General features: G+C 52.1%; 24 protein-coding genes. 7 read left to right on the top strand and 17 right to left on the bottom strand.

The window, feature by feature from the left end:
* Window positions 1-314 precede the first annotated feature (314 nt).
* The 3 genes from C2U43_RS05725 (at window position 315) to C2U43_RS05715 (ending at window position 5,300) form a co-directional block, all read left to right on the top strand.
* Entirely contained in the window at window positions 315-1,658 is a 1,344-nt protein-coding gene (locus C2U43_RS05725; RefSeq protein ID WP_103284794.1) for a TolC family outer membrane protein, read from the top strand.
* An 89-nt stretch (window positions 1,659-1,747) separates the two neighbouring features.
* Complete coding sequence (locus C2U43_RS05720) at window positions 1,748-3,940, top strand: type I secretion system permease/ATPase (protein ID WP_233899583.1); 2,193 nt, start codon at window positions 1,748-1,750, stop codon at window positions 3,938-3,940.
* Window positions 3,927-5,300 carry an HlyD family type I secretion periplasmic adaptor subunit gene (locus tag C2U43_RS05715; RefSeq protein WP_103284792.1) on the top strand — a complete coding sequence of 458 codons (1,374 nt, stop codon included), beginning with the start codon at window positions 3,927-3,929 and terminating at the stop codon, window positions 5,298-5,300. The genes C2U43_RS05720 and C2U43_RS05715 overlap by 14 nt, the downstream gene beginning before the upstream one ends.
* Before the next feature lie 41 nt (window positions 5,301-5,341).
* On the opposite strand, the gene C2U43_RS05710 is transcribed toward C2U43_RS05715, so the two are convergent.
* Complete coding sequence (locus C2U43_RS05710) at window positions 5,342-5,947, bottom strand: helix-turn-helix domain-containing protein (protein ID WP_008785664.1); 606 nt, start codon at window positions 5,945-5,947, stop codon at window positions 5,342-5,344.
* Between the two features lie 455 nt (window positions 5,948-6,402).
* Here C2U43_RS05710 and C2U43_RS05705 point away from each other — a divergent pair, with 455 nt between their 5' ends.
* From C2U43_RS05705 to mutS, 3 genes are all read left to right on the top strand, one after another.
* Complete coding sequence (locus tag C2U43_RS05705) at window positions 6,403-7,188, top strand: winged helix-turn-helix domain-containing protein (RefSeq protein ID WP_103284791.1); 786 nt, start codon at window positions 6,403-6,405, stop codon at window positions 7,186-7,188.
* The gene (locus C2U43_RS05700) at window positions 7,188-7,700 is read left to right on the top strand and encodes a hypothetical protein (RefSeq protein ID WP_103284790.1); all 513 of its coding nucleotides are present in this window, start codon (window positions 7,188-7,190) and stop codon (window positions 7,698-7,700) included. The genes C2U43_RS05705 and C2U43_RS05700 overlap by 1 nt, the downstream gene beginning before the upstream one ends.
* Window positions 7,701-7,906: 206 nt before the next feature.
* Window positions 7,907-10,474 carry a DNA mismatch repair protein MutS gene (gene mutS / locus C2U43_RS05695; protein ID WP_103284789.1) on the top strand — a complete coding sequence of 856 codons (2,568 nt, stop codon included), beginning with the start codon at window positions 7,907-7,909 and terminating at the stop codon, window positions 10,472-10,474.
* 92 nt (window positions 10,475-10,566) lie between these two features.
* On the opposite strand, the gene C2U43_RS05690 is transcribed toward mutS, so the two are convergent.
* The 3 genes from C2U43_RS05690 to C2U43_RS05680 are packed head-to-tail and all read right to left on the bottom strand — an operon-like array spanning window position 10,567 to window position 12,834.
* Entirely contained in the window at window positions 10,567-10,803 is a 237-nt protein-coding gene (locus C2U43_RS05690) for a non-oxidative hydroxyarylic acid decarboxylases subunit D (RefSeq protein WP_032944812.1), read from the bottom strand.
* Between the two features lie 10 nt (window positions 10,804-10,813).
* On the bottom strand, window positions 10,814-12,241 hold the full coding sequence (locus C2U43_RS05685; RefSeq protein ID WP_048215658.1) for a non-oxidative hydroxyarylic acid decarboxylases subunit C: 1,428 nt from the start codon (window positions 12,239-12,241) through the stop codon (window positions 10,814-10,816).
* Window positions 12,241-12,834, bottom strand: coding sequence for a non-oxidative hydroxyarylic acid decarboxylases subunit B (locus C2U43_RS05680; protein ID WP_103284788.1), 594 nt, complete (start codon window positions 12,832-12,834; stop codon window positions 12,241-12,243). Before C2U43_RS05680 ends, C2U43_RS05685 begins: the two co-directional genes overlap by 1 nt.
* Before the next feature lie 161 nt (window positions 12,835-12,995).
* Between C2U43_RS05680 and C2U43_RS05675 the strand changes: the two genes are divergently transcribed.
* Window positions 12,996-13,400: a MarR family winged helix-turn-helix transcriptional regulator gene (locus tag C2U43_RS05675; RefSeq protein WP_032944816.1), complete on the top strand. Its 405-nt coding sequence runs from the start codon at window positions 12,996-12,998 to the stop codon at window positions 13,398-13,400.
* A 142-nt stretch (window positions 13,401-13,542) separates the two neighbouring features.
* Here C2U43_RS05675 and rpoS read toward each other — a convergent pair whose 3' ends face one another.
* The 13 genes from rpoS to C2U43_RS05610 all read right to left on the bottom strand — a co-directional run bounded on the left by rpoS (window position 13,543) and on the right by C2U43_RS05610 (window position 24,636).
* Window positions 13,543-14,535 carry an RNA polymerase sigma factor RpoS gene (gene rpoS, locus C2U43_RS05670; protein WP_000081498.1) on the bottom strand — a complete coding sequence of 331 codons (993 nt, stop codon included), beginning with the start codon at window positions 14,533-14,535 and terminating at the stop codon, window positions 13,543-13,545.
* 62 nt (window positions 14,536-14,597) lie between these two features.
* A complete protein-coding gene (gene nlpD, locus C2U43_RS05665; protein ID WP_223849051.1) occupies window positions 14,598-15,680 on the bottom strand; it encodes a murein hydrolase activator NlpD in 1,083 nt (360 codons plus the stop codon).
* Between the two features lie 184 nt (window positions 15,681-15,864).
* Window positions 15,865-16,491 (bottom strand): protein-L-isoaspartate(D-aspartate) O-methyltransferase, encoded by a 627-nt coding sequence (locus C2U43_RS05660; protein ID WP_003034172.1) that lies wholly within the window; start codon window positions 16,489-16,491, stop codon window positions 15,865-15,867.
* Complete coding sequence (surE, locus tag C2U43_RS05655; RefSeq protein ID WP_003825728.1) at window positions 16,485-17,246, bottom strand: 5'/3'-nucleotidase SurE; 762 nt, start codon at window positions 17,244-17,246, stop codon at window positions 16,485-16,487. Before surE ends, C2U43_RS05660 begins: the two co-directional genes overlap by 7 nt.
* Entirely contained in the window at window positions 17,227-18,276 is a 1,050-nt protein-coding gene (gene truD / locus C2U43_RS05650; RefSeq protein WP_103284787.1) for a tRNA pseudouridine(13) synthase TruD, read from the bottom strand. The genes surE and truD overlap by 20 nt, the downstream gene beginning before the upstream one ends.
* Complete coding sequence (gene ispF / locus C2U43_RS05645; protein ID WP_003034167.1) at window positions 18,273-18,752, bottom strand: 2-C-methyl-D-erythritol 2,4-cyclodiphosphate synthase; 480 nt, start codon at window positions 18,750-18,752, stop codon at window positions 18,273-18,275. Before ispF ends, truD begins: the two co-directional genes overlap by 4 nt.
* A 54-nt stretch (window positions 18,753-18,806) precedes the next feature.
* Window positions 18,807-19,502: a 2-C-methyl-D-erythritol 4-phosphate cytidylyltransferase gene (gene ispD / locus C2U43_RS05640; RefSeq protein WP_003825722.1), complete on the bottom strand. Its 696-nt coding sequence runs from the start codon at window positions 19,500-19,502 to the stop codon at window positions 18,807-18,809.
* A gap of 18 nt (window positions 19,503-19,520) precedes the next feature.
* Window positions 19,521-19,832 carry a cell division protein FtsB gene (gene ftsB / locus C2U43_RS05635; protein WP_003034163.1) on the bottom strand — a complete coding sequence of 104 codons (312 nt, stop codon included), beginning with the start codon at window positions 19,830-19,832 and terminating at the stop codon, window positions 19,521-19,523.
* 214 nt (window positions 19,833-20,046) lie between these two features.
* A complete protein-coding gene (locus C2U43_RS05630; protein WP_103284786.1) occupies window positions 20,047-20,370 on the bottom strand; it encodes a DUF3561 family protein in 324 nt (107 codons plus the stop codon).
* 47 nt (window positions 20,371-20,417) lie between these two features.
* Entirely contained in the window at window positions 20,418-21,023 is a 606-nt protein-coding gene (cysC, locus tag C2U43_RS05625) for an adenylyl-sulfate kinase (RefSeq protein ID WP_060683317.1), read from the bottom strand.
* Complete coding sequence (gene cysN, locus C2U43_RS05620) at window positions 21,023-22,450, bottom strand: sulfate adenylyltransferase subunit CysN (RefSeq protein WP_008785677.1); 1,428 nt, start codon at window positions 22,448-22,450, stop codon at window positions 21,023-21,025. Before cysN ends, cysC begins: the two co-directional genes overlap by 1 nt.
* A 9-nt stretch (window positions 22,451-22,459) precedes the next feature.
* On the bottom strand, window positions 22,460-23,368 hold the full coding sequence (gene cysD / locus C2U43_RS05615; protein ID WP_003034152.1) for a sulfate adenylyltransferase subunit CysD: 909 nt from the start codon (window positions 23,366-23,368) through the stop codon (window positions 22,460-22,462).
* Window positions 23,369-23,604: 236 nt separating this feature from the next.
* The gene (locus tag C2U43_RS05610; RefSeq protein WP_001752311.1) at window positions 23,605-24,636 is read right to left on the bottom strand and encodes an IS630-like element ISEc33 family transposase; all 1,032 of its coding nucleotides are present in this window, start codon (window positions 24,634-24,636) and stop codon (window positions 23,605-23,607) included.
* Window positions 24,637-24,701 lie beyond the last annotated feature (65 nt).

Below are 24,701 nucleotides of genomic sequence, written 5' to 3'. Positions count from 1 at the left end.
CCATCATTATTTTTATAAACTCGTTAATATATTAACGAACAAATATCACATTCAATTAATGTAAACATTAATATCTCAATGTAGAAAAAAACACATTTTATAGAATGCAATTACATGAGACTTGACTGGCAAATGAATATAATAAAAAATAACCAAAAATAAAACACGATGTGACAAAACATGTCGCTGAATAGCTGATTACAGTCATCAATTAAGACAATTCATATTTGTTAATTAATATAACGTGTTTGTAAAAATGGATGATAGCGACGACACCTGGATGTCATAACCGTGAGATATAGGGCATTCATGTCATGAAGAAGTTTTTAGTTTTTCTGCTTTCATGTTTTTCAATAAATGCAGTAAACGCAGAAGACTTACAAAATACCGTTAAAGATGCATTAGCGAATCATCCTGAAGTTAATGCTGCAATAAATAGCCGTTATTCCTCGGAGCAAGAACTGCGGGCGGCACAAGGTGGCTATTTGCCATCACTGAATTTAAATGCCGAGGCCGGGCGCAAAAATGTTGATGATGCAACTACCCGCGCTACAGGGCGGAATAACGGTCTGACTCAATCACCTAACGAGGCGACTATCAGCCTCGAGCAGAATGTGTTTAACGGCTTTGCGACCAACAGCGAAGTGGCGCGACAAAAAGCGACCGTTGACTCACGCGCCTACGGTGTGATGAACACCAGTGAAAGCACCGCTTATGCGGTGATTCAGGCCTATTTCGACGTGCTGCAACGCGAAGAGTTTGTTCGCCTTGCTGAAGACGATCTGGCGAACCACGAGCGCATTTACGACCAGATAAAACTGCGTACCGATCAGGGCGTTGGGCGCTCCGGGGATTTTATGCAGGCCGAAGCGCGTCTGGCGCAGGCGCGAAACAACCTGCTGACCGAGCAGACTAACCTTGAAGACGCGAAAACCACCTTTGTCAGCGTGACGGGCATGGATCCGCAGGGCTTAAGCCAGCCAGAGAGCATTGACTCTCAGCTGCCAACCTCGCTGGAAGATGCCAAAAGTCGGATGGAAAAAAATAATCCATTACTGAAGTCTGCCAATGCGGACATCGAAGCTGCGCACCAGCAGTATGAAGCGTCGAAATCCACCTTCTATCCACGTGTGGACGTTGAGCTTTCCCGCGGGATTAGCAACAACACCGATACCACCAGCGCACACACCGAAGAGTGGGAAGCGATGGTAAAACTGCACTACAACCTGTACCAGGGCGGCAGCGACAAAGCCAACATGAACTCCCGCGCTTATCTGCACAAGCAGGCTCAGGATGTACGTAATAACACGCTGCGCCAGCTGAATCAGGAGCTGCGCCTGGCCTGGACCGCACTGCAAAACGCACGCGCTCAGCTTCCTTCGGCGGAAGAATATGCCGACCGCAGCGTCAAAGTGCGCACGGCTTATCAGGATCAATTTAGTCTTGGCGAGCGCACGCTGCTGGATTTACTCGATAGTGAAAATGAAGTGTTCTCCTCTAAACGCCGTCTTGTTGAATTACGTTATCTGGCCATGACCAGTGGCTATCGTATTAGCGAACGCACCGGGGAATTAATGAATATTCTAAAAATCACACCGCCGCCTTCAGGACAACCGGTAGATTCAGCAGAAGAAAATAGCTTACCGGAACTTCATTAATAATTATTAACCCCCAATAAATCTCTGACCTGCACGCTTATAATTAGCTTGCTATTATTTAACCGTGCACGGTCAGAATGGTTGCAAAAATGAGTGCACAAGCCGAATTATTAAATGACGTCCCTGAGAATTACGCTCGTCCTAATTCTCAACATCACGACCCACGTAGCCATAATGACGACCCGTTATTAGATAGCTTACTGATTCTGTGTTCTCTGCACGGTAAACCGGCGAGTCGTTCAACATTAAGCAGTGGCCTGCCATTAGAAAACGATCGGCTCACGCTGAATATATTTCCACGCGCAGCGGCAAGGGCCGGTTTAAAGGCGCGAGTCGTCACGCGCACGCTCGATAAAATTCCGGCAATGTCTCTGCCTGCTGTCTTGTTATTGAACGCAGGGGGAACCGGGGTGTTGTTGGCATGGAACGATGACGGCAGCGCCCGCTTTATGCCCAGCGAAAGCGAAGGTGGGGAAATTTGCGTTGATGCCGCCACGCTTGAGCAAAACTATGCGGGCAAAGTCATTTTTGCGCATCCGCGCCACGAATTCGATTTGCAGGCAGAGGCCTTTCTGCCGCGCACCAAATCCTGGTTTAAAGACACGCTGAAGCTGTCGCGTTTTCTGTATATGGATGCGGTATTGGCCAGTCTGTTAATCAACCTGATTGCGCTCGGCACACCGCTCTTTACCATGAATGTGTATGACCGCGTCGTGCCAAACCAGGCAACGGTCACACTATGGGTGCTGGCAGTCGGCATCTGCCTGGCTTTTGTCTTTGATCTGATTTTAAAAATGCTGCGCGGTATCTGCCTTGATATTGCAGGTAAGAAAAGCGATCTCATCATCTCTTCAACCCTGTTTGAGCGCATTGTCGGTATGGAGATGAAAGAGCGCCCGGCGCGCGTGGGCAGCTTTGCACAAAACATTCACGAGTTTCAGTCACTGCGTGATTTCCTCTCATCCCTCACTTTGACGACAATTATCGATTTGCCCTTCACCCTGTTACTGCTGGTTGTTATTGGCATTATCGGCGGCGCGCTGGCATGGATCCCGGTACTGACATTACCGATTGCCCTATTGTGCAGTTGGGCACTACAAAAGCCGGTCAACGCTGCGGTGGCAAAAACCATGAGCCTCGCCAGCGAACGTCAGGCACTACTGATTGAAACCCTGAGCAGTCTGGATGCCATCAAAGTGAATAATGCCCAAAGCGAACGCCAGTTCCAGTGGGAACAAACGCTGGGTAGCCTGAGCCGTCTCGAACTGCGGGTGAAAACCTTGTCCAGCCTGGCCAGCAACCTCACCGGCTGGTTCCAGCAAATTTCAGGCGTGGTGATGATCATCGTCGGGGTGTACATGATTATCGACGGCAAACTGAGTATGGGTGGCTTGATCGCCTGCTACATGCTCAATGGTCGCGCCTTGATGCCGCTGGGTCAGCTCACTGGCCTTATCGCCCGCTATCAGCAGGCGAAACTGACCATCAAAAACACTGAGAAAATGATGTCGCTGACGCAGGAGCGCCGTGCGGATGAAAACCCACTCAAGCGTGAACAGTTACAGGGCAGTATTGAATTTCGCGATGTGGATTTCAGCTATCCGGAGCAACAAAACCTGTCGCTGCACAAAATTAATCTGACCATTCAGCCCGGTGAGCGCATCGGCATTATCGGGCGCAGCGGTTCCGGTAAAAGTTCGCTGAGTAAACTAATCGTCAATTTATACCAGCCGAGCGCCGGGAACCTGCTGATCGATGGTATCGACTCTCGTCAGCTGGATGTGAACGATCTGCGCCACAGCATCGGCTACGTGCCACAGGACATCCAGCTATTCAACGGCACGCTGCGCGATAACCTGCTGTGCGGAGCGCGCTATGTCGATGACGAAACCATGCTGCGAGCGGCAGAACTGGCTGGCGTCAACGAATTCGCACGCCTGCATCCTGACGGCTATAACCTGCAGGTCGGCGAACGCGGCTCCCAGCTTTCCGGCGGGCAACGGCAGGCGGTGGCGCTCGCGCGCGCACTGTTGCTTGATCCCCCTCTCCTGCTACTGGATGAACCCACCAGTTCGATGGACAACACCAGCGAAGAGAAGATCAAACACGCGCTGGCCCCCTGTATTGCGGGAAAAACGTTATTACTGGTCACGCACCGCGCTTCCATGCTGTCGCTGGTTGACCGTCTGATTATTGTTGATAAAGGTCGCATCATCGCAGACGGTCCGAAAGGGGTAGTGATGGATGCGTTGAAAAAGGGGCAAATTAATGCGTCTCGCTGATCTTCTGACTCGTGCCCGCAGCTATATGCAGCACTATTTTCGCGGTCGTGATGAAAATCAAACCGACAGTATTAATGAGATCAGTCAGGCCATAATTGATGACGCCCCAAGAGTGATACGACTGACGTTGTGGGTGATCCTCGCGCTGGTGGCGCTGTCCTTCATCTGGGCTGGTTTTGCAAAAATTGATGAAGTGACACGCGGTGAAGGCAAAGCGATCCCTTCATCAAAACTGCAAAAAATCCAGAACCTGGAAGGGGGAATTGTCACCGAGCTGTACGTGCATGAAGGGCAAATCGTTAACGCCGGAACTCCACTACTGCACCTAGATGACACGCGCTTCGCCTCCAACGTGGGTGAAACTGAAGCCGACAAACTCGGTCTGCGCGCCAAGGTAGAACGCCTGACCGCGGAAGTTGAAAACCGGGACTTTGTGATTTCACCCGAGATAGCCAGCCAGGCGCCGGAAGTCGCCCGGGGAGAAACCGAGCTGTACAACAGCCGTCGGGAACAATTTCACAACGAAATTTCCGGGCTCGAAGAACAGCTGGTGCAGAAAAAACAGGAGCTGCGCGACTTTGAGTCAAAGGAGGATCAGTTTAAGCACAGCCTCGGGTTAATCCGTCAGGAAATCAAAATGTCCGAGCCGCTGCTCGCTTCAGGCGCCATTTCAAAAGTCGAACTGTTGCGACTGCGTCGTACCGAAGTGGAAACCGCCGGGCAGCTCAATTCTATTAGCCTGTCGCTCCCCAAGGCCACGTCAGAAATTAAAGAGATTGAGAATAAAATCGGTGAAAGCCGTGGCCGTTTCCAGAGCGATGCGCTGGCCCAACTCAATGAAGCTCGCACCAATCTGAGTAAAACCCAAGCAAGTGTTAAAGCACTGGAGGATCGGGTGAACCGTACCATGGTCACCTCACCGGTGCGGGGTATCGTCCAGCAGGTGATGGTGAATACTATCGGCGGCGTCATTCAACCGGGCAGCGATCTGGTGGAAATCGTTCCGCTGGATGACAAACTGTTAATCGAAGCCAAAATCCAGCCGCGCGATATCGCCTTCCTCCATCCGGGTCAACATGCGATGGTGAAATTTACCGCTTACGATTACACCATCTATGGCGGTCTGCAAGGCGAAGTAGTGCAGATAAGCCCGGACACCGTTACCGATAAGCAGGGGCGAAGCTTTTATATTGTGCGTTTGCAGACGGATAAAAATTACCTGGGAACAAAAGAGCATCCGATGCTGATCATTCCCGGCATGGTGGCGAGCGTCGATATTCTCACCGGCAAGAAAACGATTCTGAGCTACCTGTTAAAACCGATTATTCGCGCACGCGCGGAAGCACTCAGAGAACGTTGATCGGTTGCGCTCCCTTACATTTTGCCGGGGAGCGCATGAATTTATAACGGCGTGCAAAAAGAGAGCTTTCCACGATTCAGGGTGATTTTCCCGTCATTAACCAGCTCCTGTAACACCTTATGGATAGCACTACGTGAAATATGGTTACGGGTCAAAATAAAAGTATACACGGATGTTTTCTCGCGAACCTCTGGTTCCATCGACCAGATATATTTTACGTGTTCAATAATCTGCTCACGAATAGTACGGTGCGACTGCAACGCTTCACGCTGAAAATAACGTTGAAGATGATGCGTTAAGATATCAAACGCCTGCTTCCATAAGTTTTTGGTCGTAAACAGGTGATCGGCATTTTGGACGCTCATCGCCCACATTTCACAATCGGTATCACAACGCAAATAGTGGCCAGCCACTTCCGTACGCATTTGTGGCAGGCCGAGAATAGCAGGTGCAGAAATACTCACCGTGACTAAATCGTTTTCCACACGATAAACAGAGACAGTCCCTTTCTCCAGAAATAAGATTTGTCCATCGGTCTTCAAATCAATACGCTGACGTTTTTTACGTAACGACAGCCAGGCATTATCCGACTTCTTCATTTCATCGCCAACGAGCACTACAGCATTTTCAATTTCTTTCTGGAACATGGGACTCTCTACCGCAAATTATGGCTTAGTCAAAAAGATGGTTAAATTTACTCAGCACTAAAAATAAATGTCAGCTCGCAAACAAGCTGACATTTATTCCCATCTACATCTACCACCGGCATTCCCTGGTGCCATTGACGCGTTAAGGTTCATGCTGTTTTCGCGTGGTGGTGTCAGGCAGTATATGGCGCTGTCCATAAAGAATTAATGGCAATCATCTTTGTCGACATTTTTTCATCTTTCTGTTCTTTGCAGAGTAGCCAAAAAGATACAATTAATTGATTTTAATGGGTTTTATTTTCATTAAAAAGTTATCATTCTTGTTATATCATGATACCAAATTGCAACACTTCGCGGTTCTCGCTGTGGGATCAGGTCCATGCTGGTGGTCTTTATAGGCTCAGTGGTATCATGACTAAACAACCACCAGACGCATCATCAAGAGTAGAGACAATATGTCTGAGACTGGCAATGTCAGTTATCTGATTGAAAATAGAATAATATTTACGCCAGCCACACAATGTCTGGCGCGGGTAGATCACCCCAATCAGCGGATAAAACTCAAACAATCAGCGTCGTTATGTCTTTTATTACTTATTCAACATCGCGGGCAAGTGGTTTCTCAAAACGAATTACTGGAATTCGGTTGGGGTAAAAATCACCGGCAGGTGAGTTTCAACGCCTTTTATCAAAGCATTCTCTCGTTGCGTAAAAGCTTACTGCAGCTGGAGCTTGAACAACCGCTGATCACAACGATCCCCCGCAAAGGGCTGATCATTCAAGAAGAGTTTGATATTCAGGTCATTGAAACACCGGAGGAGAACTCTGCTTCTGCTGAAGAATCCTTAGCGCCAGATGCCACCATTGAGGAATTTTTGGCTGACACACCGCGTCAACCTTTGATAACGGCTGCAGAAACAGTAATGTTGGCACTTACCCTGATAATTTGTGTGCTTATATTATATCCGTGGCAAGCCAGCGATGATTATTTCTCCGGCTATATAACTGCGGATAAAGCACCCACTGGCTGTCAGTATTATTTCAATAACGATGCCAGTAATTTCTCCCGGCATACCGCGTTTATCGACAAAAACCCAGGACTGTGTCAGAGCCATAAATTTATCTATATCACGACCTATCCTGAGTCTAAGAAACTGTCCGTACTGGTGTGTCGCTCACCGATAAAAGCCAGGCAAGAAAATGCCTGTCAGTCGGTATATTACCCACGGTATGATAGCTAATGAACTTATATCCCCGAACGTACCGCATCCAGACAGGTATTATCCTGCTGCTTTGTTTTGCTGCGCTTATTCTTACTGTCGTCTATCGGTACAGTAAGAACAATGGCGAGTTACATGATCTCACCTGCCGCTCTGCCATCGAAATTGTACGCAATACAAGCTCGTTCCGAGGGATTATTGATATTAAAACCGGGGGCAGTAAAGGTATTGTGAATATTGATGGTATTATCAAAGATGCCGAAAATAATGAGCAAACCGTGCAACGCATGGTACTTTTTACACAATCCAGCTACGGCTCAAGCCCGGTTTGGATTTCACAGAAAATCCAAATTTCCAATCGCGAAACAGCTCCCGCCAGCCTTATTCAGGAACTCCTCCCCGATTTTTTCCTGACCAACACCAGCGTATCCAACGTCGATTTTTTTGCACTGAACAGCGCGACATACCTGATTACCAAAGAGGGGATCCCCTATCTGTACTGCCAGAATTATGCTTTGCCGGAAAATCAATAATCCGTCAGCACCCTGGCGGTAAAACCTACGGATGAATCTCGGTCGTTGTCGGTGATAAGATAGACCATTCAGGTAGAGCCAACGCTCGTCGTTACTGCCCATCAGGCGGCTTTCGAATGACAAATTTGTGGGTTTATGTGAGTTTCCAGGGGCTCACGTGAGACTGCCCAGGTCCCCAAAAAGATTAAAAAAAGAGCAAAAGCGATATGAAAGAGTCACTTGATACGGACTTCACGAACCACACCCCAATGATGCAGCAGTATCTCAAGCTGAAAGCCCAGCACCCGGAGATACTGTTGTTTTACCGCATGGGCGACTTTTACGAACTGTTTTATGACGATGCGAAACGTGCGTCTCAGCTGCTTGATATCTCCCTGACCAAACGCGGCGCGTCTGCGGGCGAGCCAATCCCGATGGCGGGCATTCCTCACCATGCGGTAGAAAACTACCTCGCCAAGCTGGTCAACCAGGGTGAATCCGTCGCTATTTGTGAACAGATTGGCGATCCGGCGACCAGCAAAGGTCCGGTCGAGCGCAAAGTGGTGCGTATCGTCACGCCAGGCACCATCAGTGATGAAGCGCTGTTACAGGAACGCCAGGACAACCTGCTGGCCGCTATCTGGCAGGACAGTAAAGGTTATGGTTACGCAACGCTGGATATCAGCTCCGGGCGTTTTCGTGTTAGCGAACCCGCCGACCGCGAGACCATGGCCGCAGAATTGCAGCGCACCAATCCCGCTGAACTGTTGTATGCCGAAGATTTCGCTGAAACTTCACTGATTGAGGGACGTCGCGGATTACGTCGTCGTCCGCTATGGGAATTTGAAATCGATACCGCTCGCCAGCAGCTAAACCTGCAGTTTGGCACGCGGGATCTGATTGGCTTTGGCGTAGAAAACGCCCCGCGTGGATTATGCGCGGCTGGCTGCCTGCTGCAATACGTAAAAGATACCCAGCGTACCTCGCTGCCGCATATTCGTTCCATCACCATGGAACGTCAGCAGGACAGTATCATTATGGATGCCGCCACGCGCCGCAATCTGGAAATTACCCAGAACCTGGCGGGCGGTGTTGAAAACACGCTGGCTTCAGTACTCGACTGCACCGTGACGCCGATGGGCAGCCGTATGCTCAAGCGCTGGCTGCATATGCCGGTCCGCGACACCAAAGTCCTCACTGAGCGCCAACAGACCATCGGCGCGCTACAGGATTCCACCGGTGAATTGCAACCCGTGCTGCGTCAGGTCGGCGATCTTGAACGTATCCTTGCACGTCTGGCCCTGCGTACCGCGCGTCCGCGCGATCTGGCCCGTATGCGTCATGCATTCCAGCAATTACCGGAACTGCGCGCACAACTGGAAAGCGTAGACAGTGCCCCCGTACAGATGCTGCGCGAGAAAATGGGTGAGTTTGCTGAGCTGCGTGAACTGCTGGAACGTGCCGTAGTGGAAGCTCCACCTGTGCTGGTTCGCGACGGTGGCGTCATCGCCCCCGGCTATAACGAAGAACTGGACGAGTGGCGAGCGCTGGCTGATGGCGCAACTGACTATCTGGACAGACTGGAAATCCGTGAGCGCGAGCGCACCGGCCTTGATACGCTGAAGGTTGGGTTTAACGCCGTTCACGGCTACTACATTCAGATCAGTCGCGGGCAAAGTCATCTGGCGCCGATTAACTATGTGCGTCGCCAGACGCTGAAAAACGCCGAACGCTACATTATTCCGGAGCTGAAAGAGTACGAAGACAAAGTTCTGACATCAAAAGGCAAAGCGCTGGCGCTGGAAAAACAGCTGTACGATGAGCTGTTCGACATGCTGCTGCCGCACCTGGCTGATTTGCAACAAAGCGCCAGCGCGCTGGCAGAACTGGACGTACTGGTCAACCTTGCGGAACGCGCTTATACCCTGAATTACACCTGCCCGACCTTCACCGACAAGCCTGGTATTCGTATTACCGAGGGACGTCATCCGGTGGTTGAACAGGTGCTGACCGAGCCGTTTATCGCCAACCCACTTAACCTCTCGCCTCAGCGACGGATGCTGATTATCACCGGCCCGAACATGGGGGGTAAAAGTACCTATATGCGCCAGACTGCGTTAATTGCGCTGCTGGCCTACATCGGCAGCTACGTTCCGGCGCAGAAAGTGGAGATCGGGCCTATCGACCGCATCTTTACCCGCGTGGGCGCGGCGGATGATCTGGCCTCCGGTCGTTCCACCTTCATGGTAGAAATGACCGAAACCGCCAACATTCTGCATAACGCCACCGAGAACAGCCTGGTGCTGATGGATGAGATTGGACGCGGGACCTCCACCTACGACGGCCTGTCGCTGGCGTGGGCGTGCGCAGAAAATTTAGCCAATAAAATCAAAGCATTAACGTTATTTGCCACCCACTACTTCGAACTGACTCAGTTACCGGAGAAAATGGAAGGCGTCGCGAATGTGCATCTGGATGCGTTAGAGCACGGCGATACCATCGCCTTCATGCACAGCGTACAGGATGGTGCGGCGAGCAAGAGCTATGGTCTGGCAGTAGCAGCCCTGGCAGGCGTGCCGAAAGAGGTTATTAAACGCGCGCGGCAAAAACTGCGCGAACTGGAAAGCATCGCGCCGAATGTTGCTGCGACCCAGGTCGACGGCACACAGATGTCGCTCCTGTCAGCTCCGGAAGAAACGTCACCCGCCGTTGAAGCACTGGAAAATCTCGACCCGGATTCGCTAACGCCTCGCCAGGCGCTGGAGTGGATCTACCGGTTGAAGAGTCTGGTGTAACGCCGTAATGCCCGATGGTGATACGCTTATCGGGCCTATAAAATATCACTATATGTAGGCCGGGTAAGGCAAAGCCGCACCCGGCGTGTTGATTAGCGCTTATCTTCTGCCAGCAGCGGTGGAATACTCGGCACCATCGGTGCGTCATCAATATCCTTCTGCGTCATGCGAAACGCTTGCGGGTAGTGCTCGCGGCTGGTACGGCGTAGCGGCTCAGTATCACGCCAGGTGTATAGACAATGCTGGCACTGATATACCGTCCAGACTCCTTTTACCGGCGAGTTTGCCATCACTTCAATATGTTCATCGGCACAACGTGGACAAATCATCTGCTACTCCTTATTTACGGTTGGCCAGCATGGCGGTCAGTTTTTCTGCCCAGGCTTTCGTTTCCGGTAAATCACATACCGGCTGGCTGTAGTGCCCACGGTTATCCGGCGCAACCGGCGTGGTCGCATCAATAATTAACTTGTCGGTAATCCCCGCCGGACTGGAACCCGGATCAAGCTCCAGCACCGACATATTCGGCAATTGCACCAGATCGCCCGCCGGATTGACCTTCGAAGACAGCGCCCACATCACCTGCGGCAGGTTGAACGGATCTACATCCTCATCAACCATAATCACCATTTTCACGTAACCCAGGCCATGCGGCGTCGTCATTGCGCGCAGCCCCACCGCGCGGGCAAAGCCACCGTAGCGTTTTTTGGTGGAGATAATCGCCAGCAAACCGTGGGTATACATGGCATTCACCGCCTGCACTTCCGGGAATTCGGCTTTCAACTGTTGATACAGCGGTACGCAGGTTGCCGGCCCCATCAGGTAGTCAATCTCCGTCCACGGCATCCCCAGATACAGCGATTCAAAAATAGGTTTGGTGCGATAAGAGACTTTATCGATACGCACGACCGTCATATTACGTCCACCGGAATAGTGCCCGGTAAACTCGCCAAACGGCCCTTCGATTTCACGCTTACGACCTTCAATGACCCCTTCGAGGATCACTTCTGAACCCCATGGCACGTCAAAGCCGGTGAGCGGCGCGGTAGCGATCGGATACGGGCTTTCACGCAGTGCTCCCGCCATTTCGTATTCCGACTGATCGTACTTCAGCGGCGTGGCCCCCATCAGGGTGATGATCGGATCGTTACCCAGCGTGATGGCAATCGGCAGATCTTCACCGCGCTCTTCGGCTTTATGCAGGTGCAGCGCGATATCGTGCATCGGCACCGGCTGCAGGCCAAGCTTGCGTTTACCCTTCACTTCCATACGATAAATGCCGACGTTCTGTTTGCCAAAGTTGTCCGGATCCAGCGGATCGCGCGACACCACGCAGGCTTTATCAAGATAGAAACCGCCGTCGCCATCGTTCAGGCGAAACAGCGGCAGAATATCAAACAGGTTGATCTCATCACCATCAACACAGTTTTCGGCCCACGCCGGATTGGCGCGACGCTCCGGCGTAACCGGAAATTTATCCCAACGGCGAATAAACTCATCAATCTGTTTTTTCACCGGGGTATTTGGCGGCAGGCCTAAAGAGATGGCGTGATTCTGCCACGAACCAATAGTGTTCATCGCCACGCGGGCATCGGTAAAACCACGAATATTGTCAAACCACAGCGCTGGCGCACCGTCACCAATGCGCCCGGTCGCATTGGCTGCCGCAGCCAGATCCGGCTCGGCGTTAACTTCTTCACTGATTTTCAGCAATTGCCCCTGGTCATCCAGCGCCTGTAAAAAGCTGCGCAAATCATCAAATGCCATTATTCATTCTCCTGTGAAAAATTCTGCGCCTGCCGTAAACCCTGCCAGCGACGGGCGTTGGGGTGTTCCAGACCAAACTGATCGAGCACACGCGCAACGATATGCTGAGTGATGTCATCGACCGTTTGCGGGTGGTTGTAATACGCGGGCATCGGCGGGACCATCGCCACGCCCATGCGGGAAAGTGCGAGCATGTTTTCCAGATGAATCGTGCTAAGCGGCATTTCACGCGGAACCAGAACCAGCTTGCGCCCTTCTTTCAGCACCACATCAGCAGCGCGCCCCACCAGCCCTTCCGCGTAGCCTGCACAAATACCGGCCAGCGTTTTCATACTGCAGGGGATAATGATCATGCCGTCAGTACGAAACGATCCAGAGGAGATGGTTGCCGACTGGTCCGCCGGGTTGTGGCAAAAATCGGCCAACGCAGACACATCACGGACGCTGTACGGTGTTTCCAGTTCAATAGTGGTTTTGGCCCACTTTGACAGCACCAGATGGGTTTCCACCTCGGGCATTTCCCGCAGCGCCTGCAATAGCGACACACCAAGGGGCGCACCGGTTGCCCCGGTCATTCCGACAATCAGTCTCATTTAGTTTCTCGATTTTTTGTTCGTGTACGAACGTTTTGATTAAAATACTCTCACATAACATTTCGGGCAAGGTCATCGAGCACAGATCGCTAAAGCCGCAATTGTTAAAAAAAGATGCGTAACCCGCTATGATAGAGACTGACAGGAATTCCGGAGCGCTCATGCCGTTACGAAATAAAGCATTTCACCTTTTACGTCAGCTCTTCCAGCAGCATACGTCCCGCTGGCAACATGAATTACCGGATCTGACCAAACCACAGTATGCGGTGATGCGCGCCATTGCTGAACGTCCCGGCATTGAGCAGGTTGACCTGACCGAAGCCGCAGTCTGTACCAAAGCAACCCTTGCGGAAATGCTGAGCCGAATGGAAAAACGGGAGCTGGTCAGGCGTGAACATGACCCGGCAGATAAGCGTCGACGGTTTGTTTATTTGACCGCGCAAGGAGAAGCATTACTGGCCAGCGCAACTCCGTTAGGCGATAGCGTGGATGATGAGTTTCTGGGCAGACTTAGCGAAGAAGAACGCGAGCAGTTCACACGTCTGGTGCGTAAGATGATGAACTAATCTGCCGGATGGCGACATAAATGTCTTATCCGGCCTACAAAGTCCTGCTCCCCGCAGGCCTGATAAACGCAGTGCCATCAGGCAACAAACATAGAAAAAGGCCAGTCCCAATGAGACTGGCCTTTCTTGATAGAACTTGTGCTTACTCGCGGAAAAGCGCTTCGATATTCAGTCCCTGAGTCTGCAGGATTTCACGCAGACGACGCAGACCTTCAACCTGAATCTGGCGAACACGTTCACGGGTGAGACCAATTTCACGGCCCACATCTTCCAGTGTCGCAGCTTCGTACCCCAGCAGACCAAAACGACGTGCCAGCACTTCACGCTGTTTGGCGTTCAGTTCGAACAGCCATTTGACGATGCTCTGTTTCATATCATCGTCTTGCGTGGTGTCTTCCGGGCCGTTTTCCTTTTCATCGGCCAGAATATCCAGCAACGCTTTTTCGGAATCGCCACCCAGCGGGGTGTCTACCGAGGTAATACGCTCGTTGAGTCGGAGCATACGGCTGACGTCATCAACCGGTTTATCCAGTTGTTCAGCAATCTCTTCTGCGCTCGGTTCGTGGTCCAGTTTATGCGACAACTCACGCGCGGTACGCAGATAGACGTTCAGCTCTTTTACAATGTGGATCGGCAGTCGGATCGTACGGGTTTGGTTCATAATCGCCCGTTCAATCGTCTGGCGGATCCACCAGGTTGCGTATGTTGAGAAGCGGAACCCGCGTTCCGGGTCAAACTTCTCGACGGCACGGATCAGTCCCAGATTGCCCTCTTCAATCAGGTCCAGCAATGCCAGACCACGATTGCCATAACGACGAGCAATTTTCACCACCAGACGCAGGTTACTTTCAATCATGCGACGGCGAGAAGCGACATCCCCACGCAGTGCGCGACGCGCAAAATAAACTTCTTCTTCGGCTGTTAACAGTGGTGAATAACCAATCTCACCAAGGTAAAGCTGAGTCGCGTCCAACACACGCTGTGTGGCCCCCTGCGATAACAGCTCTTCTTCAGCCAGGTCGTTATCACTGGGTTCCTCTTCACTCAAGGCTTTTTCATCAAAAGCCTCTACTCCGTTCTCATCAAATTCCGCATCTTCATTTAAATCATGAACTTTCAGCGTATTCTGACTCATAAAGGTGGCTCCTACCCGTGATCCCTAACGGAACTAGCACGTGAAAGCCTGGTTCCGCCGAATTATCGCTGCGGTAAATAGCGCAGCGGGTTTACGGATTTCCCCTTGTAACGAATTTCAAAATGCAAGCGTGTTGAACTGGTTCCGGTGCTACCCATGGTAGCTATTTTCTGCCCCGCCTTGATTTCTTGTTGTTCCCGGACCAGCATTGTATCGTTATGGGCGTAGGCACTCAGGTAATCATCGTTATGTTTGATGATAATAAGATTACCGTAACCGCGCAGTGCGTTACCGGCATATACGACGCGTCCATCTGCGGTCGCGACAATAGCCTGTCCTTTACTGCCTGCAATATCGATCCCTTTATTGCCACCTTCAGTAGCCGCGAAGTTTTCGATTACTTTGCCGTCAGTCGGCCAGCGCCAGGTAGAGATTGGCGAGCTGGTTGACGTTGAGCTTGCAGTTGATTCGGTTGCGCTAACTGCTGGAGCCGTTACAGGCGCTGTGACAACGGTCCCAGCAGGCTTGTTGTTCGGCAACATTTTATTAGCACTTTGTTCACCTGAATCCTCAGAATACGTAATTGTTGGTTTCGAAGCAACAGCAACGGTGGAATTTTGTGCAGGGTTGGTCACAACTCCTTGCTGTGCTGCATCCGCCTGGGTGATGGCATTCCCACCAGTAATCGGTGTACCCGACGCGTTGCCCACTTGCAGAGTTTGACCGACATTCAGGCCATACGGGGCCGGAACGTTATTGCGTTGTGCGAGATCACGGAAATCGTTCCCGGTAATCCAGGCGATATAGAAAAGGGTATCGCCTTTCTTAACAGTATAGGTACTGCCGCCCGTATAGCTACCTTTCGGAATGTTCCCATACTTACGGTTGTACACAATACGACCGTTTTCCATCTGCACAGGCTGTTCCGCAACAGGCTGGATCTGTGTTGACTGTGTGGTCGGACGCTGCACCGGCTGGATCTGTGGCGTTTGCTGTACTGTCGACGTCGAGCCCATTTTTGGTGGAGGCGTAATCAGCATGCCGGAATTGGTGTTCGTTGATGCACCGCCATCAACGGAACTGACCGGTGCAGGTGGATTCGAGGTATTTGAACAACCTGCCAGCCATAATGAAACCAGTGACAATGCCGCAATGCGGCGGACGGTAAATTTGTGGCTTCCCGCGCTCATTTATCCCCCAGGAAAATTTGGTTAAAACCAGTGACGTAATCACCGTGCAAGGCATCGGACTGGGCACTGGAAACGTGACCACGATACGCTTACTAATTCCAGAATATCCAGGAAAACTCCAGGTATTCAGAGCCTGTATCTACGCAAGCTCCCCTTTTACTAAGGGAACGAAACGTACGGCCTCCACGGTATCGATAATAAATTCGCCTCCCCGACGACGCACCCGTTTCAGAAACTGATGCTCGTCGCCCACGGGTAAGACGAGAATACCGCCTTCATCCAACTGCATCATCAATGCGGTTGGGATCTCAGGCGGCGCTGCCGTAACAATGATAGCGTCAAACGGGGCTCGCGCTTGCCAGCCCTGCCATCCATCACCATGACGGGTAGAAACATTATGTAAATCAAGCTGTTTAAGTCGACGACGCGCCTGCCACTGCAAACCTTTAATGCGCTCAACAGAGCACACATGATGCACCAGGTGCGCCAGAATCGCCGTTTGGTAGCCAGAGCCGGTACCAATTTCCAGCACCCGGGACTGCGGCGTTAACTCAAGCAGCTCGGTCATCCGCGCAACCATATAGGGTTGCGAAATCGTCTGCCCCTGACCAATCGGCAGGGCAATATTATCCCAGGCCTTATGTTCAAACGCCTCATCAATGAATTTTTCACGCGGCACGGCGGCAAGTGCATCGAGAACAAGCTCATCTCTGATGCCCTGCGCACGTAATTGTTCAAGAAGAGTGTGTACGCGTCTGCTTACCATTGCGTGTCGGCTCCCACGCTGTCTAACCAGTCAGAAACAACTTCATGCGCGCCGTAGGCGGTTAAATCGACATGCAGCGGCGTAATGGAAACATAGCCTTCATCGACGGCGGCAAAATCTGTATCCGGTCCGGCGTCGCACTTTTCGCCCGGCGGCCCGATCCAGTACAGCGTATTACCGCGCGGGTCCTGCTGTGGGATCACCTGATCCGCAGGATGGCGGCTACCACAGCGGGTGACGCGGATACCTTTAATCTGATCCAGCGGTAAATCCGGCACGTTGATATTCAAAATTCGCCCGGTGCGCAGCGGTTCGCGACTCAGCGCCCGTAAGATACGGCAAGTTACTGCGGCAGCAGTATCGTAGTGTTTATGCCCATCAAGTGAGACCGCCAGCGCAGGAAAGCCCAGGTGACGACCTTCCATCGCCGCCGCAACGGTACCGGAATAGATAACATCATCGCCCAGATTAGGACCTGCGTTAATACCAGACACGACAATGTCCGGACGCGGACGCATTAATGCGTTCACGCCCAGATAGACGCAATCGGTAGGTGTACCCATTTGTACGGCGATATCACCGTTATCATAGGTGAACGTGCGAAGTGAGGATTCCAGCGTCAGCGAGTTAGACGCGCCACTGCGGTTACGATCCGGGGCAACCACCTGTACGTCAGCAAACTCACGCAGCGCTTTCGCCAGCGTTTGTATACCGGGTGCGTGGACCCCATCATCGTTACTCAGCAATATACGCATAATCACCCATTGTGTTAATAAGTTCCCTTACAACACTGGTGGCGAAGCTACCTGCCGGTAGCCAGAAACGTAACTCAACGGTTACGTCATCCCACCAGTTCCAGCTTAATTGTTGTGGATACAGCAACATAGCACGACGCGATGCGTCTACTTTCTCGCGCAACAACAGCGACTGCAGCGCGGTTTCATCAGCAATAGCGGCTTCTTCAAACGCCAGCGCGTCGCGCTGAGTTCCCCACTCACCGCTGCCCGGTAATGCTGCTGTAATCATCAATTCTTTATCATCGACGCGACGCTGTAATTCGGTTTGTTCTTCCTGCGTGGCGACAAACCAACTTCCGCGTCCCGACAATTGTAGCGCATCGCCGTCAACAACTTGATTAAAGTCTGTTTTTTTCAAGCGTTCACTGACTATCTGATTAAACAACGCACTACGGGCCGCCGACAACCAAAAACTGCGCTTATTGCGATCGCGCACCGGCGTATCGCTTTGCGCCCAACGCAGCGCCCCTTGCAGGTTGCTGCCGCCAATACCAAAACGCTGAGCACCAAAATAGTTCGGTACGCCGCGCTCGCTAATCGTCTGCAAACGCGCTTCAACGTCATTTCGCTGGCTCACTTCACGCAGCACCAGCGTAAATTCGTTACCTTTCAGCGCCCCTAAACGCAGCTTACGCTTGTGGCGCGCGTACTCCAGCACTTTACAGCCTTCGAGTTCAAATTTGCTTAAATCAGGCATTGCATTGCCCGGCACGCGCGCGCACAGCCACTGTTCCGTGACTGCATGCTTGTCTTTCTGGCCAGCAAAGCTCACTTCACGGGCGTGAATTTTCAGGAACTTCGCCAGCGCGTCAGCCACAAAACGGGTATTACAGCCGTTTTTCAGGATACGCACCAAAATGTGCTCACCTTCGCCATCCGGTTCGAAGCCTAAATCTTCGACGACGACAAAGTCTTCCGGATTCGCTTTCAGAACGCCATGGCCTTGTGGTTTGCCGTGGATATACGTCAGATCTTCAAACGCAGTCATTTTGTTGCCTTAATGAGTAACGCCACCGCTTCACAGGCAATCCCTTCCCCACGCCCGGTAAAACCGAGTTTTTCCGTGGTGGTCGCTTTCACGTTAACATCATCCATATGGCAGCCGAGATCTTCGGCAATAAACACGCGCATCTGCGGAATGTGCGGCAGCATCTTCGGCGCCTGAGCAATAATCGTCACATCCACATTACCAAGCGTATAGCCTTTAGCCTGAATACGCCGCCAGGCTTCACGTAATAATTCACGGCTATCTGCACCTTTAAAGGCCGGGTCGGTGTCCGGGAAGAGTTTACCGATATCCCCCAGCGCAGCCGCGCCCAGCAGTGCATCGGTTAACGCGTGTAACGCCACGTCGCCATCAGAATGCGCCAGCAATCCTTTTTCATACGGGATGCGCACACCACCAATGATAATTGGGCCAACTCCGCCAAAAGCGTGTACGTCGAAACCGTGTCCAATTCGCATTATGCCTTCTCCTGATATACACAACATCTCCAGGCAGCCTGAAGAATGATGTGTCTAGATAGTTCGGGTCAGATAAAATTCCGCCAGCGCCAGGTCTTCCGGGCGGGTGACTTTGATGTTGTCAGCGCGTCCTTCGACCAGCAGCGGATGAAAACCGCAATATTCAAGCGCCGAGGCTTCGTCCGTAATGGTTGCGCCTTCGTTTAGCGCACGGGTCAGACAGTCATGCAACAGCTCGCGAGGGAAAAACTGCGGCGTCAACGCATGCCATAAATCGGTGCGATCGACCGTATGGGCGATGTCTGTTCGGCCCGGCTCCGCGCGTTTCATCGTGTCGCGCACCGGCGCGGCAAGGATCCCGCCGATGCGGCTGGTTTCACTTATTGCCAGCAAACGAGATAAATCTTCCTGATGCAGACACGGACGCGCGGCATCATGCACCAGAACCCAACTGGCCTCACCTGCGGCTTGCAAACCAGCAAGGACAGAATCGGCACGCTCGTTGCCACCATCCACCACGGTAATTTGCGGGTGCGCTGCGAGTGGAAGTTGGGCAAAGCGACTGTCGCCTGGGCTAATAGCGATGACGACTCGCGTCACCCGGGGATGAGCCAGCAGCGCATCAACCGAGTGTTCGAGAATGGTTTTATTGCCAATAGAGAGGTACTGCTTAGGACACTCTGTTTGCATTCGGCGGCCAAACCCGGCAGCCGGCACCACGGCGCAAACGTCCATTAAAGTGGCTGCCATGTTAAATCCCTGGACGGTTTATCGATTGTTTTGCCCTGCAGTCTGAGCGCGTTTAGACGCGTCAGGCACCAGACGATAAAAGGTTTCGCCTGGCTTAGTCATACTGAGTTCGTTACGCGCGCGCTCTTCGATAGCCTCTTGCCCGCCATTGAGATCGTCAATTTCGGCAAAAAGCTGATCGTTACGCGCTTTCAGTTTCGCGTTTGTAGCTTGCTGCGCCGCAACATCATCGTTGACGCGACTATAGTCATGTATGCCGTTCTTACCGAACCACAGCGAATACTGTAGCCAGACTAATAAAGCCAGCAACAGCAACGTAAGTTTACCCATCCTGCCCCCTGAAAAACGGCATCAACATCCCATAAACTCCGCTGACAACTTTACATCAACGGACGGGAATGCCGCGACAACGCGGGCAAATGTACCACATTTGCCCGTTGTTACGTATACCCCATGTAAGGAGAACATAATCTCATTGTTGGTTACGGTTTGAATTATGGCCAGACAGTGAACAACAGCGGCGATCGCGTGAAAGGACGTATGCCTAACCCAGTAGCCACAGGAACAGTGCGCCAAACATTGCGCCAACCACCAGCAGGGTACAGGCAATACTCAGCAGCAATCTCCCCTTCAATAGCGAATGCAGGGCAATACCCGCGACAATCGCCACGGGCAACAACGCGAGGAAAAAGGGCCAGGTATAGAGGAAGAAAAACAGTGTGTTAGGGCCATACATCAGACACGGGAATCCCAGCGCCAGCAACCACGCGGCAAAACCGACCACGGCTCCTGGGAGTGACCAGGTAGTTTCGTCGTCGGCGGCGAAGGTATCTGACTCTGTAATAGTAATGTTATGGCTGTTACGCATATCTAATCCTGTGACCGTGACTGACCGGGCATGCAAGCTCGGGTGTCTCAGGATCTGATAATATCTTCCTGCCTCAGCAGGTCTAATAATTGAGGAACCAAATTTGTTACCAATTGTTCACCATCAAGATGAATCTCTGGCGATTCAGGCGCTTCGTAAACCGAGTCAATTCCGGTGAAATTGCGCAACTCCCCCGCTCGCGCTTTTTTATACAGCCCTTTTGGATCGCGAGCTTCGCACGTTGCTAATGGCGTATCGACAAAAACCTCAATAAAACGCCCTTGGCCCACGCGCTCGCGAACCATTTTTCGCTCGGCGCGATGTGGAGAGATAAACGCAGTCAACACCACCAGGCCGGCGTCTACCATCAGGTTAGCCACTTCACCAACCCGACGAATATTCTCCTTGCGATCGGCATCGCTAAACCCAAGATCGCTGCACAGACCGTGACGCACGTTATCGCCATCCAGCAGATAGGTGCTCACCCCTAGCTTATGCAGCGCCTCTTCCAGCGCCCCTGCTACCGTGGATTTACCGGAACCTGACAGCCCGGTAAACCACAGCACAACACCACGATGACCGTGGCGTTGTTCCCGCTGTTGCGGTGTAACAGGATGGGCATGCCAGACGACGTTTTCGTCATGCAGCGCCATTATTTTCCTCCCAGCAGATCGCGCGCACCCCAGTGTGGGAAGTGGCGACGCACCAGTGCATTAAGCTCCAGCTCAAACGCGCTGAACTGAGAAGCTGTGGCAAGCTCCTGGACGATTGGCTCACGCACCAGTCCCGCGCCAACGGTAACGTTAGTCAGGCGGTCAATGATAATCAGCCCGCCCGTAACCGGATTCTGCTGATAGGTATCCAGCACCAGCGGCTCATCAAAAGTCAGATTAACCAGACCGATGCCGTTCAGCGGCAGCGCTTCAACGTCACGTTGGGTCAGGTTGTTTATATCGACCTGATACTGCACGCTATCAACGCGTGCGCGGGTCTTCTTGCCTGCGACTTTTATGTCGTAGCTCTGCCCGGGCGACAACGGTTGTTCCGCCATCCACACCACATCAACTGCAGCGCTTTGTACTGTCGGCAGCGTTTCACCGGCATCAAGCAGCAGGTCGCCCCGGCTGATATCGATCTCATCTTTCAGCACCAGGGTGATCGCTTCACCCGCATGCGCTTCCTGTAAATCGCCATCAAAGGTTACGATCCGCGCCACGCTCGACTCCACGCCGGACGGCAACACTTTGACGCGCTGTCCAACCTTCACGCTACCGGAGGCCAGCGTTCCGGCATAACCACGGAAATCCAGATTCGGTCGGTTCACATACTGCACCGGGAAGCGCATCGGCTGAGTATCAACAATGCGCTGGATCTCAACGGTTTCCAGCACTTCCAGCAGCGTCGGACCGCTGTACCACGGCATACTGGCGCTTTGCGAAGCCACGTTATCGCCTTCCAGCGCAGAGAGCGGCACAAACCGGATATCCAGGTTGCCCGGCAGTTGTTCAGCAAAAGTAAGATAGTCTTCGCGAATGCGGTTAAATGTCTCTTCGCTAAAGTCCACCAGATCCATTTTGTTGATCGCCACTACCAGGTGTTTGATCCCAAGCAGCGTGGAGATAAAGCTATGACGACGAGTCTGATCCAGCACGCCTTTACGCGCATCGATCAGTAGGATCGCCAGGTCGCAGGTCGACGCACCGGTCGCCATGTTACGGGTGTACTGCTCATGCCCGGGAGTGTCCGCAATAATAAATTTACGCTTCTCGGTAGAGAAATAACGATACGCCACGTCGATGGTGATGCCCTGCTCGCGCTCGGCCTGCAAGCCGTCAACCAATAACGCCAGATCAAGCTTTTCGCCCTGAGTGCCGTGACGTTTACTGTCATTGTGCAGCGATGAAAGCTGGTCTTCATAAATCTGACGCGTGTCGTGCAGCAGGCGGCCAATCAGGGTACTTTTCCCATCATCCACGCTACCGCAGGTTAAAAAGCGCAGCAGACTTTTGTGTTGCTGGGCAACCATCCAGGCTTCAACGCCGCCTTCATTAGCAATTTGTTGTGCAAGTGTCGTGTTCATGGCGGCTCCTTAGAAATACCCCTGACGTTTCTTCAGCTCCATGGAGCCCGCCTGGTCGCGGTCAATCACGCGGCCCTGACGTTCACTGGTGGTTGAAACCAGCATCTCTTCGATAATTTCCGGCAGCGTCTGCGCATTCGACTCCACCGCGCCTGTCAGCGGCCAGCAACCGAGCGTACGGAAACGCACCATGCGTTTTTTAATCACTTCACCGGGTTGCAGATCGATTCTGTCGTCATCAATCATCATCAGCATGCCGTCGCGTTCCAGCACCGGACGCTCCGCCGCCAGATACAGCGGCACGATGTCGATATTTTCCAGCCAGATGTACTGCCAGATATCCTGTTCAGTCCAGTTAGAGAGCGGGAAGACGCGAATGCTTTCGCCTTTGTTAATCTGCCCGTTGTAGTTGTGCCACAGCTCCGGGCGCTGATTTTTAGGATCCCAGCGATGAAAACGATCGCGGAAAGAGTAAATACGCTCTTTGGCACGCGATTTCTCTTCGTCACGACGAGCACCGCCAAACGCGGCATCGAAACCGTATTTATTCAGTGCCTGCTTCAGCCCTTCAGTTTTCATAATGTCGGTATGCTTGGCGCTACCGTGGACAAACGGGTTGATGCCCATCGCCACCCCTTCCGGGTTTTTATGCACCAGCAGTTCGCAGCCGTAGGCTTTCGCCGTGCGGTCACGAAACTCGTACATTTCGCTGAATTTCCAGCCGGTATCAACGTGCAGCAATGGGAACGGCAGCGTGCCCGGATAAAACGCTTTACGCGCCAGATGCAGCATTACGCTGGAATCTTTGCCGATGGAATACATCATCACCGGATTAGAAAACTCGGCGGCCACCTCACGAATGATATGGATGCTTTCCGCTTCCAGTTGCCGCAGGTGGGTAAGTCGTTTTTGATCCATAACCGTTCCTATGTAATGCCGTTATTTTGCTAACGATGCTCAGATAACCTGACTATAGGGAGGGCAAGGGGGCGAATGAAATTACGAATTGGAATGAGTAGTTCCTCAAAGGAATAACGATCCGGAAAAGCAAATATCAAAAAGTGCTTAAGCTACCGGAATTCGGGCATTTAAGAGCAAATGAAATTGTTTTACCTCGATCACGGTTTCATACTAAATAGCTGCGCCTAATACCGCTACACTTTTGCCTGACCATGTTTTCCTCCGGGGAATGGGCTGGCGGTTTCCATAAAATGGCGGACCTTTTTCAGTAACTGCCACATTGAGCGGCACTGATGATTACGGGTTATCGTGTCATGAAGTGCCTGCCATAGCTGTTCCACATGATTCACCCACGGCGAGTAAACCGGCTGGTAAATTACCCTGAACTTGGGATTTGCTTTCAACCAGCGCTGTGTTTCGCGGCTTTTATGGATAATGTAGTTATCAACGATCAGCGTGATTGTTTTCGCCCGCCGGTAAGTGGCTTTCAGGTGCTTCAGCAGAGCGATAAACAGCGCTGAACTTTTGCTGTTGCCGCCCACGTAGCTGACTTTACCCGTGCCACTGTGCAGTGCGCCGGCCAGATAGTATTTTTCGTTCTGCCCCGGCGTCACTACCCGTTTCTGCTGTCCGCGCAACTGCCAGTCCGCACCGATTTTAGGATTAAGGTGGATATCCACTTCATCTTCATAAAATACCGGATGCTCTGCGCTGCATTCATCCAGCGCTTTGTGGATTACCGCCATCTTTTCATCTTTATGTGGGTCACGGATACGCAGAGTTGGCGCGGCCCTGCGCCATACAAGCCCCGCAGATGGCAACCAGCGGCGAACGGTTCCTGCATGTAACTGGCAACCGGTTATCTCATTGATTTTTATTGCCAGTAATTCGGTGCTCCAGCGTGAACGTTGATAACCAAAATCGCCGGGAGAATGCTTTATCAGCTCACGTAACAGGGTGCAGATATGTTCAAAAGGCCAGCGTCGGGAGCGCCCTGCGGGTAAGGATTTCAGGCCTTCAATACCTGAGTGCGTAAACCAGTTAATCCAGCGACCAACGGATGAACGGGCACAACAGAGAGTTCTGGCAACATCGCTGACCCGTTCACCCCGATGAAGCATCAGCATGGCCGTGAGTCTGCGGGCATGATTTTTATCACGCGTTTTATGAATAGCTTTCTGCATCAGGCGTCGTTCGCCACGGGGTATTGGTACTATGATCGGCATCGCTCAGTCCGGTTGGTGATTTTGGTTGGTTTGGCGATTGATCAGATCGCACAATCCGGGCTGAG

It is taken from the genome of Citrobacter freundii complex sp. CFNIH9 (assembly GCF_002903305.1).
Lineage (GTDB): Bacteria > Pseudomonadota > Gammaproteobacteria > Enterobacterales > Enterobacteriaceae > Citrobacter > Citrobacter portucalensis.
This window is presented reverse-complemented; position numbering and strand designations above follow the sequence as displayed.